12 protein-coding genes are annotated in these 17,029 nt (G+C 51.7%); 11 read left to right on the top strand and 1 reads right to left on the bottom strand.

The features are described from left to right. Window positions 1–157 precede the first annotated feature (157 nt). The 5 genes from C0K55_RS11685 to gntU all read left to right on the top strand — a co-directional run bounded on the left by C0K55_RS11685 (window position 158) and on the right by gntU (window position 5,111). A complete protein-coding gene (locus C0K55_RS11685) occupies window positions 158–1,195 on the top strand; it encodes an oxidoreductase (RefSeq protein ID WP_105266725.1) in 1,038 nt (345 codons plus the stop codon). A 121-nt stretch (window positions 1,196–1,316) separates the two neighbouring features. Further along, window positions 1,317–2,012 carry a quercetin 2,3-dioxygenase gene (gene yhhW, locus C0K55_RS11680; RefSeq protein ID WP_016249303.1) on the top strand — a complete coding sequence of 232 codons (696 nt, stop codon included), beginning with the start codon at window positions 1,317–1,319 and terminating at the stop codon, window positions 2,010–2,012. 93 nt (window positions 2,013–2,105) lie between these two features. Next, window positions 2,106–3,101 (top strand): gluconate operon transcriptional repressor GntR, encoded by a 996-nt coding sequence (gene gntR, locus C0K55_RS11675; RefSeq protein ID WP_000730265.1) that lies wholly within the window; start codon window positions 2,106–2,108, stop codon window positions 3,099–3,101. 138 nt (window positions 3,102–3,239) lie between these two features. Further along, entirely contained in the window at window positions 3,240–3,767 is a 528-nt protein-coding gene (gene gntK, locus C0K55_RS11670) for a gluconokinase (RefSeq protein WP_000108330.1), read from the top strand. Window positions 3,768–3,770: 3 nt separating this feature from the next. Next, entirely contained in the window at window positions 3,771–5,111 is a 1,341-nt protein-coding gene (gntU, locus tag C0K55_RS11665) for a gluconate transporter (protein ID WP_000210103.1), read from the top strand. A 285-nt stretch (window positions 5,112–5,396) separates the two neighbouring features. Here the strand turns inward: gntU and yhgN are convergent, their stop codons facing one another. Beyond that, a complete protein-coding gene (gene yhgN, locus C0K55_RS11660) occupies window positions 5,397–5,990 on the bottom strand; it encodes an NAAT family transporter YhgN (RefSeq protein ID WP_001002535.1) in 594 nt (197 codons plus the stop codon). 192 nt (window positions 5,991–6,182) lie between these two features. On the opposite strand from yhgN, the gene asd reads away from it, so the two are divergent. From asd to glgP, 6 genes are all read left to right on the top strand, one after another. Then, complete coding sequence (gene asd, locus C0K55_RS11655; protein ID WP_001517255.1) at window positions 6,183–7,286, top strand: aspartate-semialdehyde dehydrogenase; 1,104 nt, start codon at window positions 6,183–6,185, stop codon at window positions 7,284–7,286. A 271-nt stretch (window positions 7,287–7,557) separates the two neighbouring features. Beyond that, window positions 7,558–9,744 (top strand): 1,4-alpha-glucan branching enzyme, encoded by a 2,187-nt coding sequence (gene glgB / locus C0K55_RS11650; RefSeq protein ID WP_000116221.1) that lies wholly within the window; start codon window positions 7,558–7,560, stop codon window positions 9,742–9,744. Further along, entirely contained in the window at window positions 9,741–11,714 is a 1,974-nt protein-coding gene (gene glgX, locus C0K55_RS11645; protein ID WP_000192558.1) for a glycogen debranching protein GlgX, read from the top strand. The genes glgB and glgX overlap by 4 nt, the downstream gene beginning before the upstream one ends. Before the next feature lie 17 nt (window positions 11,715–11,731). Next, window positions 11,732–13,027: a glucose-1-phosphate adenylyltransferase gene (gene glgC, locus C0K55_RS11640; RefSeq protein ID WP_000624233.1), complete on the top strand. Its 1,296-nt coding sequence runs from the start codon at window positions 11,732–11,734 to the stop codon at window positions 13,025–13,027. Beyond that, window positions 13,027–14,460, top strand: coding sequence for a glycogen synthase GlgA (gene glgA / locus C0K55_RS11635; protein WP_001197632.1), 1,434 nt, complete (start codon window positions 13,027–13,029; stop codon window positions 14,458–14,460). The genes glgC and glgA overlap by 1 nt, the downstream gene beginning before the upstream one ends. An 18-nt stretch (window positions 14,461–14,478) precedes the next feature. Continuing rightward, window positions 14,479–16,926 (top strand): glycogen phosphorylase, encoded by a 2,448-nt coding sequence (gene glgP, locus C0K55_RS11630; RefSeq protein ID WP_000993434.1) that lies wholly within the window; start codon window positions 14,479–14,481, stop codon window positions 16,924–16,926. The last annotated feature ends 103 nt before the right edge of the window (window positions 16,927–17,029 follow it).

Here is a 17,029-nt window from a genome sequence, read left to right as displayed (position 1 = left end):
CCGATGCCATTTTGTGTAGGCCGGATAAGGCGTTCACGCCGCATCCGGCATGATCAAAGTGCACTTTGCCAACAATCTGACGTACTGAAACACAGGCATAGGAACCACGTCCGCTTTGCGCTAAGGTGTCACTAACCACCTTAAAAAGGACGAAACTATGGTCATTAACTGCGCCTTCATTGGCTTCGGTAAAAGCACCACCCGTTACCATCTGCCGTATGTACTTAACCGCAAGGATAGCTGGCATGTCGCGCATATTTTTCGCCGCCATGCCAGGCCGGAAGAACAGGCTCCCATCTATTCCCATATTCATTTCACCAGCGATCTCGACGAAGTATTAAATGATCCCGACGTTAAGCTGGTTGTCGTCTGCACCCATGCTGACAGCCACTTCGAGTATGCGAAGCGCGCGCTGGAGGCCGGAAAAAATGTGCTGGTCGAAAAACCGTTCACCCCTACGCTTGCGCAAGCGAAAGAGCTGTTTGCGCTGGCAAAAAGTAAAGGGCTGACCGTCACGCCGTATCAGAATCGTCGCTTTGACTCCTGCTTCCTGACGGCGAAAAAAGCGATTGAAAGCGGCAAGCTGGGAGAGATTGTCGAAGTGGAAAGCCATTTTGACTACTACCGCCCGGTGGCAGAAACTAAACCCGGACTACCGCAAGATGGCGCGTTCTATGGTCTTGGCGTGCATACCCTCGACCAGATTATTTCACTGTTTGGTTGCCCGGATCATGTGGCTTACGATATTCGCAGCCTGCGTAATAAAGCCAATCCGGACGACACTTTCGAAGCGCAGTTGTTTTATGGTGATTTGAAAGCCATCGTCAAAACCAGCCATTTGGTGAAAATCGATTATCCGAAATTTATCGTTCACGGTAAGAAAGGTACATTTATTAAATACGGTATTGACCAGCAGGAAACCAGCCTGAAGGCTAATATTATGCCGGGCGAAGCGGGATTCGCGGCGGATGATTCGGTCGGTGTGCTGGAGTATGTCAATGACGAGGGCGTTACGGTAAGAGAGGAAATGAAGCCGGAAGTGGGAGATTACGGACGCGTCTACGATGCGCTGTATCAAACCATTACTACCGGTGCGCCAAATTACGTCAAGGAATCTGAAGTTCTTACTAATCTGGAAATCCTTGAGCGCGGTTTTGAGCAAGCTTCACCCTCCACGGTAACTCTCGCGAAGTAAGTTTTATGCCCCCTCAAATAGTTCAATTTTTTTGAACAGAGGGGTCAATTTTCACCCTCTATCATCCCGGACGGATCGGGTCCACACTAAGCCCATCAAATCATTCAGGGGGCGAATACAAATGATCTACTTACGCAAAGCAAATGAACGTGGCCATGCGAATCATGGCTGGCTGGACTCCTGGCACACTTTCTCTTTTGCCAACTATTACGATCCGAACTTTATGGGCTTCTCCGCGCTGCGTGTGATTAACGACGACGTGATTGAAGCAGGGCAGGGCTTCGGCACTCACCCACATAAAGATATGGAAATTTTGACCTATGTGCTGGAAGGTGCGGTTGAGCATCAGGACAGCATGGGGAACAAAGAACAGGTTCCGGCGGGCGAGTTTCAGATTATGAGTGCGGGTACGGGTATTCGTCACTCAGAGTACAACCCAAGTAGCACCGAGCGTCTGCATCTGTATCAGATCTGGATCATGCCGGAAGAAAACGGCATTACGCCGCGTTATGAACAGCGTCGCTTCGATGCCGTACAGGGCAAACAACTGGTGCTCTCGCCGGATGCGCGTGACGGTTCGTTGAAAGTGCATCAGGATATGGAGCTGTACCGCTGGGCGCTGGTGAAAGATGAACAGTCAATACATCAGATTGCCGCTGAACGCCGCGTCTGGATCCAGGTGGTGAAAGGCAACGTCACCATTAACGGCGTAAAAGCCTCGACCAGCGATGGCCTGGCAATTTGGGATGAGCAGGCGATATCCATCCACGCCGATAGCGACAGTGAAATTCTGCTGTTCGATTTACCGCCAGTCTAAATTTATCTCACAAACCTTCTCGAGGAATCGGGAAGGTTCTGATGCGTCCGTGGTAAACTAAAGGAATCTATCCCTTTTGTACCTTTCAGGACGATGAAAAAGAAAAGACCCGTACTTCAGGATGTGGCTGATCGTGTAGGCGTGACCAAAATGACGGTCAGTCGTTTTTTACGCAACCCGGAGCAAGTCTCCGTCGCCCTGCGCGGCAAGATCGCTGCCGCTCTTGATGAACTGGGTTATATTCCCAATCGCGCACCCGATATCCTCTCAAACGCCACCAGTCGGGCGATTGGCGTCCTGCTACCTTCTCTGACTAACCAGGTTTTTGCCGAAGTGTTACGCGGAATTGAAAGCGTTACCGACGCACACGGTTATCAAACCATGTTGGCTCACTACGGTTATAAACCGGAAATGGAGCAAGAACGCCTCGAATCGATGCTCTCGTGGAATATCGACGGTCTGATCCTCACCGAACGTACCCACACGCCGCGCACATTAAAGATGATTGAAGTGGCTGGTATTCCGGTGGTGGAACTGATGGACAGCCAGTCGCCGTGTCTCGATATCGCCGTCGGATTTAATAACTTTGAAGCGGCACGGCAGATGACCGCCGCTATCATTGCCCGTGGGCATCGTCATGTGGCTTATCTTGGTGCGCGCCTCGATGAACGTACTATCATCAAACAGAAGGGATATGAGCAGGCGATGCTGGATGCCGGCCTGGTGCCGTATAGCGTGATGGTCGAGCAATCCTCTTCTTACTCTTCTGGTATTGAACTGATTCGCCAGGCGCGGCGGGAATATCCGCAGTTAGATGGCGTGTTCTGTACCAACGATGACCTGGCCGTTGGCGCGGCATTTGAATGTCAGCGCCTGGGGCTGAAAATCCCTGATGATATGGCGATCGCCGGTTTCCACGGTCACGATATTGGTCAGGTGATGGAGCCACGGTTGGCGAGCGTGCTGACGCCGCGTGAGCGGATGGGCAGCATTGGCGCTGAGCGCCTGCTGGCGCGTATTCGTGGCGAAGCGGTGACACCGAAAATGTTAGATTTAGGTTTCACCTTGTCACCGGGCGGATCTATTTAAGCTCACAAATTTGAAGTAGCTCACACTTATACACTTAAGGCACGGATGGATATTGCTTCTGTTTTTGTCCGGCCGGACAATGTTACCGATAACAGTTACCCGTAACATTTTTAATTCTTGTACTGTGGGGGCACCACTTTGAGCACGACTAACCATGATCACCACATTTACGTTCTGATGGGCGTATCGGGCAGCGGCAAATCTGCGGTCGCCAGTGAAGTGGCGCATCAACTTCATGCCGCGTTTCTTGATGGCGATTTCCTCCATCCGCGTCGCAATATCGAAAAAATGGCGTCCGGTGAACCGTTGAATGATGATGATCGTAAACCGTGGTTACAGGCGCTGAACGACGCCGCGTTTGCCATGCAGCGTACCAATAAAGTGTCGCTGATCGTCTGTTCCGCACTGAAAAAGCACTATCGCGACCTGCTGCGTGAAGGTAATCCAAATCTCTCTTTCATCTACCTGAAAGGCGATTTTGATGTGATTGAAAGCCGCCTGAAAGCGCGCAAAGGCCATTTCTTTAAAACCCAAATGCTGGTGACGCAGTTTGAAACGCTGCAGGAACCGGGTGCGGACGAAACCGATGTACTGGTGGTAGATATCGATCAGCCGCTGGAAGGTGTTGTGGCAAGCACCATTGAGGTTATTAAAAAAGGCAAATAAGTAGTGACTACATTAACGCTTGTTTTAACAGCAGTAGGGTCTGTTTTACTGCTGCTGTTTTTAGTCATGAAGGCGCGTATGCATGCTTTCCTGGCTTTGATGGTGGTGTCTATGGGGGCAGGCCTTTTTTCCGGTATGCCGCTCGATAAAATCGCAGCGACGATGGAAAAAGGGATGGGAGGCACTCTTGGTTTCCTGGCGGTGGTTGTCGCCCTGGGAGCCATGTTTGGCAAGATCTTACATGAAACCGGCGCAGTCGATCAGATTGCCGTCAAAATGCTCAAATCCTTCGGTCACAGCCGCGCGCATTATGCCATTGGCCTTGCGGGTCTGGTCTGTGCGTTACCATTGTTCTTTGAAGTGGCGATTGTTCTGCTGATTAGCGTTGCATTCTCAATGGCGCGCCACACGGGCACAAACCTGGTAAAGCTGGTTATCCCGCTGTTTGCAGGCGTAGCAGCGGCAGCGGCGTTCTTGCTGCCGGGGCCAGCGCCAATGCTGCTGGCATCGCAGATGAATGCCGACTTTGGCTGGATGATCCTGATTGGCCTGTGTGCGGCAATTCCGGGGATGATTATTGCCGGCCCGCTGTGGGGTAATTTCATCAGCCGTTACGTTGAGCTGCATATTCCTGACGACATCAGTGAACCGCATCTTGGCGAAGGCAAAATGCCGTCCTTCGGATTCAGTTTGTCGCTGATCCTGCTGCCGTTAGTACTGGTTGGGCTGAAAACCATTGCTGCACGTTTTGTGCCAGAAGGGTCAACGGCTTATGAATGGTTTGAGTTTGTTGGCCATCCATTTACCGCGATTCTGGTTGCTTGTCTGGTGGCGATTTATGGTCTGGCGATGCGTCAGGGTATGCCGAAAGACAAAGTGATGGAGATTTGCGGTCACGCGCTGCAACCTGCGGGGATTATTCTGCTGGTGATTGGTGCGGGCGGTGTGTTCAAACAGGTGCTGGTTGACTCTGGCGTAGGTCCGGCGCTGGGCGAAGCGTTAACCGGGATGGGCCTGCCGATTGCGATCACCTGCTTCGTGCTGGCAGCGGCGGTGCGCATCATTCAGGGATCTGCAACCGTTGCCTGTTTAACGGCGGTGGGGCTGGTGATGCCGGTTATTGAACAACTGAATTACTCCGGTGCGCAAATGGCGGCGCTGTCGATTTGTATCGCTGGTGGTTCGATTGTAGTCAGCCATGTTAACGACGCCGGTTTCTGGTTGTTCGGTAAATTTACCGGCGCGACCGAAGCCGAAACGCTGAAAACCTGGACCATGATGGAAACCATTCTTGGTACTGTCGGTGCCATCGTCGGGATGATTGCGTTTCAGTTGTTGAGTTAATTACCTCGACAAATTACTGCGAGCTTGCTCGCAGTAATTCATTTCTCTTTTCCCCTCTCTTCATCTTTTTGATCTCTCTCGCAAAAACACTGGCTCATTATCCATTCTAATCACTGCGTTAACGGACGCAGGAGAAGATGATGGAGAAACACGGAGCTGAATTGCTGTTACAACGGATGTTAAGTAACGCCACCGCTACCTTCAGGGAAGGGCAATGGGAAGCTATAGATGCTGTGGTTAATCAGCGGCGAAAAATGCTGGTTGTGCGCAGCACCTGTTTGAACATTACCCCTTCATCCACATCCGAATACCGTCGAGGAACATCTGGGTTGCCATCATTACCAGAATCAACCCCATCAGGCGTTCCAGTGCGTTTACCCCTTTCTCGCCCAGCAGGCGCAAAAAGAGCGATGACTGTAGCAGGATGACAAATGTGCCGCCCCAGGCCAGCAACAGGGCAATCACCAGATGACCCATCTGATTCGGGTACTGGTGTGACAGCAGCATCAGCGTGGCGAGGATAGTCGGCCCCGCCACCAGTGGAATTGCCAGCGGCACGATAAACGGCTCTTCACCTGCCGGAAGTCCACTACTGTTACCCGAGGCGCTGGGGAAAATCATCTTAATGGCAATCAGAAAAAGAATGATGCCGCCAGAAATAGAGACGGTTTCTGCCCGCAGGTTAAGAAATGCCAGAATTTTCTCGCCCGCAAACAGGAACACTAACATCAGCAATAGCGCGATGAGCAATTCTCGCACCATGATTGCCCGGCGTCTTTTCGGTTCAGTATGTTTTAGTACGGACATAAAAATAGGTAGGTTTCCGAGCGGATCCATAATCAGGATCAATAAAACTGCTGCAGAAATGATTTCATTCATAACTCAAGTTCCCTGATAATTGCGGTGGACTTTCTGCGTGCTGTTAAAGCAGGATAAGTCGCATTACTGATGGCTTCGCTATCATTGATTAATTTCACTTGCGACTTTGGCTGCTTTTTGTATGGTGAAAGATGTGCCATGAGGACACAGGCACATTTATACAGCACACATCTTTGCAGGAAAAAAACGCTTATGAAAAATGTTGGTTTTATCGGCTGGCGCGGTATGGTCGGCTCCGTTCTCATGCAACGCATGGTTGAAGAGCGCGATTTCGACGCCATTCGCCCTGTCTTCTTTTCGACTTCCCAGTCTGGCCAGGCTGCGCCGTCCTTTGGCGGCACCTCCGGCACACTTCAGGATGCTTTTGATCTGGAAGCGCTGAAGGCTCTCGATATCATCGTGACCTGTCAGGGCGGCGATTATACCAACGAAATCTATCCAAAGCTTCGTGAAAGCGGATGGCAAGGTTACTGGATTGACGCAGCATCGTCTCTGCGCATGAAAGATGACGCCATCATCATCCTTGACCCTGTTAATCAGGGCGTCATTACCGACGGATTAAATAAAGGCATCAGGACTTTTGTTGGCGGTAACTGTACTGTCAGCCTGATGTTGATGTCGTTGGGCGGTTTATTCGCTAATAATCTTGTTGATTGGGTTTCCGTTGCGACCTACCAGGCGGCTTCCGGCGGTGGTGCGCGACATATGCGTGAGTTATTAACCCAGATGGGTCAGTTGTATGGCCATGTGGCGGATGAACTTGCGACCCCCTCCTCTGCTATTCTCGAGATCGAACGCAAAGTTACGACGCTAACCCGCAGCGGCGAACTGCCAGTTGATAACTTTGGCGTGCCGCTGGCTGGTAGCCTGATTCCGTGGATCGACAAACAGCTCGATAATGGTCAGAGCCGCGAAGAGTGGAAAGGGCAGGCGGAAACTAACAAGATCCTCAACACATCTTCCGTGATCCCGGTAGATGGCTTATGTGTGCGTGTCGGGGCACTACGCTGCCACAGCCAGGCATTCACCATTAAATTGAAAAAGGATGTATCCATTCCGACCGTGGAAGAACTGCTGGCTGCGCACAATCCGTGGGCGAAAGTAGTACCAAACGATCGTGAAATCACGATGCGTGAGCTAACCCCAGCAGCCGTTACCGGCACGCTGACCACGCCTGTAGGCCGCCTGCGTAAACTGAATATGGGACCAGAATTCCTGTCAGCCTTTACCGTGGGTGATCAGTTGCTGTGGGGGGCCGCGGAGCCGCTGCGTCGGATGCTTCGTCAACTGGCGTAATCTTTATTCATTAAATTTGGGGCGCGATGCCGCCCCTTTTAGTGCGTAATACAGGAGTAAGCGCAGATGTTTCATGATTTACCGGGAGTTAGATAAAGCATTGGCTATTCTTTAAGGGTGGCAGAATACCTGGGTATTCACTGCCTTACCTGAAGGGAGGACGACGCAGAGAGGATGCACAGAGTGCTGCGTCGTTCAGGTCAAAAAAATGTCACAACCAGATGTCAAAAATCAGTTGGATGGGGTGACACAATAAAACAGGAAGACAAGCATGTCCGTTCGTATCGATAGAGACGTGATAAACGCGCTAATTGCAGGCCATTTTGCAGACCCATTTTCCGTACTGGGAATGCATAAAACTACAGCGGGACTGGAAGTCCGTGCCCTTTTACCTGATGCCACCGATGTGTGGGTGATTGAACCAAAAACCGGACGCAAAGTCGCTAAACTGGAGTGTCTCGACTCTCGTGGATTCTTTAGCGGCGTCATACCGCGGCGTAAGAATTTTTTCCGTTATCAGTTGGCTGTTGTCTGGCATGGTCAGCAGAACCTGATTGATGATCCTTACCGTTTTGGTCCTTTAATCCAGGAAATGGATGCCTGGCTGTTATCTGAAGGTACTCACCTGCGCCCATATGAAACCTTAGGCGCGCACGCTGATACTATGGATGGCGTTACCGGCACGCGTTTTTCTGTCTGGGCACCAAATGCCCGACGAGTCTCGGTCGTTGGGCAATTCAACTACTGGGATGGCCGCCGTCACCCAATGCGTCTGCGTAAAGAAAGCGGTATCTGGGAACTGTTTATCCCTGGCGCGCATAACGGTCAGCTCTATAAATACGAGATGATTGATGCTAACGGTAATCTCCGTCTGAAGTCTGATCCCTATGCTTTCGAAGCGCAGATGCGCCCGGAAACCGCTTCCCTTATTTGCGGACTGCCTGAAAAAGTCGTACAGACTGAAGAGCGCAAAAAAGCGAATCAGTTTGATGCGCCAATCTCTATCTATGAAGTTCACCTGGGCTCCTGGCGTCGTCACGCCGACAACAACTTCTGGCTAAGCTATCGCGAACTGGCTGATCAACTGGTGCCTTACGCCAAGTGGATGGGCTTTACCCACCTCGAACTGTTGCCGATTAATGAACATCCGTTCGATGGCAGTTGGGGCTATCAGCCGACGGGTCTGTATGCGCCAACTCGTCGTTTTGGTACTCGTGATGACTTCCGTTATTTCATTGATGCCGCACACGCAGCCGGTTTGAACGTTATTCTCGACTGGGTGCCGGGGCACTTCCCGACTGATGACTTTGCGCTTGCCGAATTTGACGGTACGAACCTGTATGAGCACAGCGATCCGCGTGAAGGCTACCACCAGGACTGGAATACCCTGATCTACAACTATGGACGTCGTGAAGTCAGCAATTTCCTCGTCGGTAACGCGCTGTACTGGGTTGAACGTTTTGGTATTGATGCGCTGCGTGTCGATGCAGTAGCGTCGATGATTTATCGTGATTACAGCCGTAAAGAGGGTGAGTGGATCCCCAACGAGTTTGGTGGACGCGAGAATCTGGAAGCGATTGAGTTCCTGCGCAATACCAACCGTATTATCGGTGAGCAAGTTCCTGGCGCGGTAACGATGGCGGAGGAGTCTACCGACTTCCCGAACGTTTCTCGTCCTCAGGATATTGGCGGCCTGGGCTTCTGGTACAAATGGAACCTGGGCTGGATGCACGACACCCTGGATTACATGAAGCTCGACCCGATTTATCGTCAATACCATCACGATAAACTCACCTTCGGGATGCTCTACAACTACACTGAAAACTTCGTCCTGCCGTTGTCGCACGACGAAGTGGTGCACGGCAAAAAATCGATTCTCGACAGAATGCCGGGTGATGCATGGCAGAAGTTTGCCAATTTGCGCGCCTACTATGCCTGGATGTGGGCGTTTCCGGGCAAAAAACTGCTATTCATGGGTAATGAATTTGCCCAAGGGCGAGAGTGGAACCACGATGCCAGCCTCGACTGGCATCTGCTGGAAGGCGGTGACAACTGGCATCACGGTGTCCAGCGTCTGGTACGCGATCTGAACCACACTTATCGTCATCATAAAGCACTGCATGAGCTGGATTTCGACGCGTATGGCTTTGAATGGCTGGTGGTGGATGACCATGAACGCTCGGTGCTGATTTTTGTTCGCCGCGATAAAGAGGGGAATGAAATTATCGTTGCCAGTAACTTTACGCCGGTGCCGCGCTATGACTATCGCTTTGGCATTAATCAGCCGGGTAAATGGCGTGAAATCCTCAACACTGATTCCATGCACTACCACGGTAGTAATGCCGGCAATGGCGGCGCGGTACACAGCGATGAGATTGCCAGCCACGGTCGTCAGCATTCATTAAGCCTTACACTACCGCCGCTGGCCACTATCTGGCTGGTTCGGGAGGGAGAATGACACAACTTGCCATTGGCAAACCCGCTCCCCTTGGCGCGCATTACGACGGCCAGGGCGTCAACTTTACGCTCTTCTCCGCTCATGCCGAGCGGGTAGAGCTGTGTGTGTTTGACGCCCAGGACGTAGAACATCGGTATGACTTGCCAGGACGAAGTGGCGATATCTGGCACGGTTATCTGCCGGATGCGCGCCCGGGTTTGCGTTATGGTTATCGCGTTCATGGCCCATGGCAACCCGCCATGGGGCATCGCTTTAACCCGGCGAAGTTGTTGATTGATCCTTGCGCGCGGCAGATTGTCGGGGAATTTAAAGATAACCCGCTGCTGCACGCTGGCCATAGTGAACCTGACTATCGCGACAATGCTGCCATTGCGCCGAAATGTGTCGTGGTAGTGGACCACTATGATTGGGAAGATGATGCCCCGCCGTGCACGTCGTGGGGCAGCACTATCATTTATGAAGCCCATGTCAAAGGATTAACCTACTTGCACCCGGAGATCCCGGTAGAGATCCGCGGCACTTATAAAGCCCTGGGGCATCCGGTGATGATCAACTATTTAAAACAGTTGGGCATTACCGCACTGGAGCTGCTGCCGGTGGCGCAATTTGCCAGTGAGCCGCGTTTGCAACGCATGGGGCTAAGCAACTACTGGGGTTACAACCCGGTGGCGCTGTTTGCGCTGCATCCGGCGTATGCCTGCTCGCCAGAAACGGCGCTGGATGAGTTTCGTGATGCAGTCAAAGCCCTGCATAAAGCGGGCATTGAGGTCATTCTCGACATCGTGCTCAACCACAGTGCGGAACTGGATCTCGACGGTCCGGTATTCTCACTGCGCGGGATCGATAACCGTAGCTATTATTGGATAAGAGAAGACGGCGATTATCACAACTGGACCGGCTGTGGCAACACGCTCAACTTGAGCCATCCGGCAGTGGTGGAATACGCCAGCGCCTGTCTACGCTATTGGGTGGAAACCTGTCACGTTGATGGCTTCCGTTTCGATCTCGCAACAGTCATGGGGCGAACGCCGGAGTTTCGTCAGGATGCGCCGCTGTTTATCGCTATCCAGAATTGCCCGGTGCTTTCTCAAGTGAAGCTGATTGCTGAACCGTGGGATATCGCACCCGGCGGCTATCAGGTGGGGAATTTCCCTCCGCTGTTTGCCGAGTGGAACGATCATTTCCGCGATGCCGCCCGCCGTTTCTGGCTGCATTATGATTTACCTCTGGGAGAGTTTGCCGGACGCTTTGCCGCATCCAGTGATGTTTTTAAACGTAATGGCCGTCTGCCGAGTGCTGCGATTAATCTGGTCACAGCACATGACGGTTTTACGCTTCGCGACTGCGTTTGTTTCAACCATAAACACAATGAAGCAAATGGAGAAGAAAATCGCGACGGAACCAACAACAATTACAGTAACAATCATGGTAAAGAAGGATTAGGCGGTACTCTTGATCTGGTTGAACGGCGGCGCGACAGCATTCACGCCCTGTTAACAACGTTGTTGCTCTCCCAGGGTACGCCGATGTTACTGGCCGGTGACGAACATGGTCACAGCCAGCATGGCAATAACAATGCTTACTGTCAGGATAACCAACTAACGTGGTTGGACTGGTCGCAAGCAAGCAGTGGTTTAATCGCGTTTACCGCCGCGTTAATCCATCTGCGCAAGCGCATTCCTGCTTTGGTAGAGGATCGCTGGTGGGAAGAAGGCGACGGCAATGTCCGTTGGCTAAATCGATATGCTCAATCTTTAAGCTCGGATGAGTGGCAGAACGGGCCGAAGCAACTGCAAATTTTGCTTTCGGATCGTTTCTTGATCGCAATAAACGCCACGCTTGAGGTAACAGAGATTGTTTTACCTGCAGGGGAGTGGCATGCCATTCCCCCATTCGCTGGAGAGGATAACCCAGTGATTACGGCTGTCTGGCCGGGACCTGCACACGGATTGTGTGTGTTCCAGAGATGATAAAAAAGGAGTTAGTCATGATTAGTTTAGAGAAGAACGATCACTTAATGTTGGCACGCCAGCTGCCATTGAAGTCTGTTGCCTTGATTCTGGCGGGGGGACGCGGTACTCGCCTGAAGGATTTAACCAATAAGAGAGCAAAGCCTGCCGTACACTTCGGCGGCAAGTTCCGCATTATCGACTTTGCTCTGTCCAACTGCATCAACTCCGGTATCCGCCGTATGGGCGTGATCACCCAGTACCAGTCTCACACCCTGGTGCAGCACATTCAGCGCGGCTGGTCGTTCTTCAATGAAGAAATGAACGAGTTTGTCGATCTGCTGCCAGCGCAGCAGAGAATGAAAGGGGAAAACTGGTATCGCGGTACGGCAGATGCAGTTACCCAAAACCTCGACATTATTCGCCGTTATAAAGCGGAGTATGTAGTAATCCTGGCGGGTGACCATATCTACAAGCAGGACTATTCGCGAATGCTTATCGACCACGTCGAAAAAGGTGCGCGTTGTACCGTTGCTTGTATGCCAGTCCCAATTGAAGAAGCCTCTGCATTTGGTGTTATGGCAGTCGATGAAAACGATAAAATTATCGAATTTGTTGAGAAACCGGCTAACCCGCCGTCAATGCCAAACGATCCGAGCAAATCTTTGGCGAGTATGGGGATCTACGTCTTTGACGCAGACTACCTGTATGAACTGCTGGAAGAAGACGATCGCGATGAAAACTCCAGCCACGACTTTGGTAAAGATTTGATTCCAAAAATTACCGAAGAAGGCCTCGCCTATGCGCATCCATTCCCGCTCTCTTGTGTACAGTCCGACCCGGACGCCGAGCCGTACTGGCGCGATGTGGGGACGCTGGAAGCTTATTGGAAAGCGAACCTCGATCTGGCCTCTGTCGTGCCGGAACTGGATATGTACGATCGCAACTGGCCGATTCGTACCTACAATGAATCATTGCCGCCAGCGAAATTCGTTCAGGATCGCTCCGGTAGCCACGGGATGACCCTTAACTCCCTGGTTTCTGGCGGTTGTGTGATCTCTGGTTCGGTGGTGGTGCAGTCCGTTCTGTTCTCACGCGTTCGCGTGAATTCATTCTGCAACATTGATTCCGCCGTATTGCTACCAGAAGTATGGGTAGGTCGCTCGTGCCGTCTGCGTCGCTGTGTCATTGACCGCGCTTGTGTTATTCCGGAAGGCATGGTGATTGGTGAGGATGCAGAAGAGGATGCACGTCGTTTCTATCGTTCAGAAGAAGGCATCGTGCTGGTTACGCGCGAAATGCTACGGAAGTTAGGGTATAAACAGGAGCGATAATGCAGGTTTTACATGTATGTTCAGAGATGTTCCCGCTGCTTAAAACCGGCGGTCTGGCTGATGTTATTGGGGCATTACCCGCAGCACAAATCGCAGACGGCGTTGACGCTCGCGTACTGTTGCCTGCATTTCCCGATATTCGCCGCGGCGTGACCGATGCAAAGGTGGTATCTCGTCGTGATACCTTTGCCGGGCATTTCACGCTGCTGTTCGGGCATTACAACGGGGTTGGCATTTACCTGATTGATGCGCCACATCTCTACGATCGTCCCGGAAGCCCGTATCACGATACCAACTTATTTGCCTACACCGACAACGTATTGCGTTTTGCACTGCTGGGGTGGGTTGGGGCAGAGATGGCAAGTGGGCTTGACCCATTCTGGCGTCCCGATGTGGTGCATGCGCACGACTGGCATGCAGGCCTTGCGCCTGCGTATCTGGCGGCAAGTGGGCGTCCGGCGAAGTCGGTGTTTACTGTGCACAATCTGGCCTATCAAGGCATGTTTTATGCACATCACATGAATGACATCCAATTGCCATGGTCATTCTTTAATGTTCACGGACTGGAGTTCAACGGGCAAATCTCTTTCCTGAAAGCCGGATTGTATTACGCTGACCACATTACCGCGGTTAGTCCGACCTACGCTCGTGAGATTACTGAACCTCAGTTTGCCTACGGTATGGAAGGTCTGCTCCAGCAACGTCATCGTGAAGGGCGGCTTTCCGGCATACTGAACGGCGTGGACGAGAAAATATGGAGTCCAGAGACGGACTTACTTTTAGCCTCGCGTTACACCCGCGATTCATTGGAGGATAAAGCGGAGAATAAGCGCCAGTTGCAAATCGCAATGGGGCTTAAGGTTGACGATAAAGTGCCGCTTTTTGCAGTGGTGAGCCGTCTGACCAGCCAGAAAGGTCTTGACCTGGTGCTGGAGGCCTTACCGGGCCTTCTGGAACAGGGTGGACAACTGGCGTTACTCGGCGCGGGCGATCCGGTGTTGCAGGAAGGTTTTCTTGCCGCAGCGGCGGAACATCCCGGGCAGGTTGGTGTACAGATTGGTTATCACGAAGCATTTTCGCATCGCATTATGGGCGGCGCGGACGTCATTCTGGTGCCCAGTCGTTTTGAACCGTGCGGCTTAACGCAACTTTATGGATTGAAGTACGGCACGCTGCCGTTAGTGCGGCGTACCGGTGGGCTTGCTGATACGGTTTCTGACTGTTCTCTTGAGAACCTTGCAGATGGCGTCGCCAGTGGGTTTGTCTTTGAAGATAGTAATGCCTGGTCGTTGTTACGGGCTATTCGGCGCGCTTTTGTTCTGTGGTCCCGCCCTTCGCTGTGGCGGTTTGTGCAACGTCAGGCTATGGCAATGGATTTTAGCTGGCAGGTCGCGGCGAAGTCGTACCGTGAGCTTTACTATCGCTTGAAATAGTTTTCAGGAAACGCCTATATGAATGCTCCGTTTACATATTCATCGCCCACGCTTAGCGTAGAAGCTCTTAAGCACTCTATCGCTTATAAGCTGATGTTTACGATTGGAAAGGATCCGGTCGTAGCCAATAAACATGAATGGCTGAACGCAACGTTATTTGCTGTGCGCGATCGTCTCGTGGAGCGCTGGTTACGCTCGAATCGTGCCCAGCTATCGCAAGAAACTCGACAGGTTTACTACCTGTCGATGGAGTTTTTGATTGGCCGAACTCTCTCCAATGCCATGCTGTCGTTAGGTATTTATGACGATGTCCAGGGTGCGCTGGAGTCGATGGGATTAAATCTCGAAGAGTTGATTGATGAGGAAAATGACCCGGGCCTCGGTAACGGCGGCCTGGGGCGTCTGGCGGCCTGCTTCCTGGATTCACTGGCGACTTTAGGGTTGCCGGGACGCGGTTACGGAATCCGTTATGACTACGGTATGTTCAAACAGAACATCGTTAACGGCAGTCAGAAAGAGTCTCCGGACTACTGGCTGGAGTACGGCAATCCGTGGGAATTTAAACGCCACAATACGCGCTACAAAGTGCGTTTTGGCGGTCGTATTCAGCAAGAAGGCAAGAAAACGCGCTGGATTGAAACCGAAGAAATTTTGGCCGTGGCTTACGACCAAATCATCCCAGGTTATGATACTGACGCGACAAACACCTTGCGTCTGTGGAGCGCACAAGCCAGTAGCGAAATTAATCTCGGTAAATTTAATCAGGGCGATTACTTCGCGGCGGTGGAGGACAAAAACCACTCCGAGAACGTTTCCCGCGTGCTTTACCCGGATGATTCCACCTATTCCGGGCGTGAACTGCGTTTGCGTCAGGAGTATTTCCTGGTCTCCTCAACCATTCAGGACATTTTAAGTCGCCATTATCAGTTGCATAAAACCTACGATAATCTGGCGGATAAAATCGCGATTCATCTCAACGACACCCATCCGGTGCTGTCGATTCCTGAGCTGATGCGCCTGCTGATTGATGAGCACAAATTTAGCTGGGACGACGCTTTTGAAGTGTGCTGTGAGGTCTTCTCATACACCAACCACACGCTGATGAGCGAGGCGCTGGAAACCTGGCCGGTCGATATGCTGGGTAAAATTCTGCCGCGTCATTTGCAGATTATCTTTGAGATCAACGACTATTTCCTGAAAACCTTGCAGGAGCAGTATCCGAACGATACCGACTTGTTGGGACGGGCGTCGATCATTGATGAATCTAATGGGCGTCGTGTGCGGATGGCCTGGCTGGCTGTTGTGGTCAGTCACAAAGTTAACGGTGTGTCGGAGTTGCACTCTAATCTGATGGTGCAATCGCTGTTTGCCGACTTTGCGAAAATCTTCCCAGGACGTTTCACCAACGTCACCAACGGTGTGACGCCGCGTCGCTGGCTGGCGGTGGCGAACCCGTCGCTTTCAGCCGTACTGGACGAACACCTGGGGCGTAACTGGCGTACCGACCTGAGCCAATTAAACGAGCTACAACAGCACTGTGATTTCCCGATGGTCAATCATGCTGTTCATCAGGCGAAGCTGGATAACAAAAAGCGTCTGGCGGAGTACATCGCACAACAACTGAATGTGGTGGTGAATCCGAAAGCGCTGTTTGATGTGCAAATCAAACGTATTCACGAATACAAACGTCAATTGATGAATGTGTTACACGTTATCACCCGCTATAACCGTATCAAGGCCGATCCTGATGCGAAATGGGTTCCGCGTGTGAATATTTTTGCCGGTAAGGCAGCATCGGCCTATTACATGGCGAAGCACATTATCCATTTGATCAACGATGTAGCGACGGTGATCAACAACGATCCGCAGATTGGCGACAAGTTGAAAGTGGTGTTTATCCCGAACTACAGCGTCAGCCTGGCGCAGTTGATCATCCCGGCGGCCGATCTTTCCGAACAGATCTCACTGGCAGGGACAGAAGCTTCTGGCACCAGCAACATGAAGTTTGCACTTAACGGTGCGCTGACTATCGGTACGCTGGACGGCGCGAATGTTGAGATGCTGGATCATGTCGGTGCGGACAATATCTTTATCTTTGGTAACACAGCGGAAGAAGTGGAAGAACTGCGTCGTCAGGGCTACAAACCGCGTGAATACTACGAGAAAGATGAAGAACTGCATCAGGTGCTGACGCAAATCGGCAGCGGCGTGTTCAGTCCGGAAGATCCGGGCCGCTACCGCGATCTGGTTGATTCGCTGATCAACTTTGGCGATCACTACCAGGTACTGGCGGATTATCGCAGCTATGTCGATTGCCAGGATAAGGTTGACGAACTTTACGAGCGTCCGGAAGAGTGGACAGCCAAAGCGATGCTGAACATCGCCAATATGGGCTACTTCTCTTCTGATCGAACCATCAAAGAGTACGCCGATCTTATCTGGCATATTGATCCAGTGAGATTGTAATTTCGCAAAGTGATAACTGCCGTGTGTTCCATTTAAAACTATCGTTAATGGACATACGGCATTTTTATATCAGATAAATAATATGTCATGACGATTTACACAC

Origin of the sequence: Escherichia sp. MOD1-EC6098 (genome assembly GCF_002965865.1) — a bacterium.
GTDB lineage: Bacteria > Pseudomonadota > Gammaproteobacteria > Enterobacterales > Enterobacteriaceae > Escherichia > Escherichia marmotae.
The sequence above is the reverse complement of the archived record's forward strand: the minus strand, read 5'-3'. Positions and strand labels throughout refer to the sequence as shown.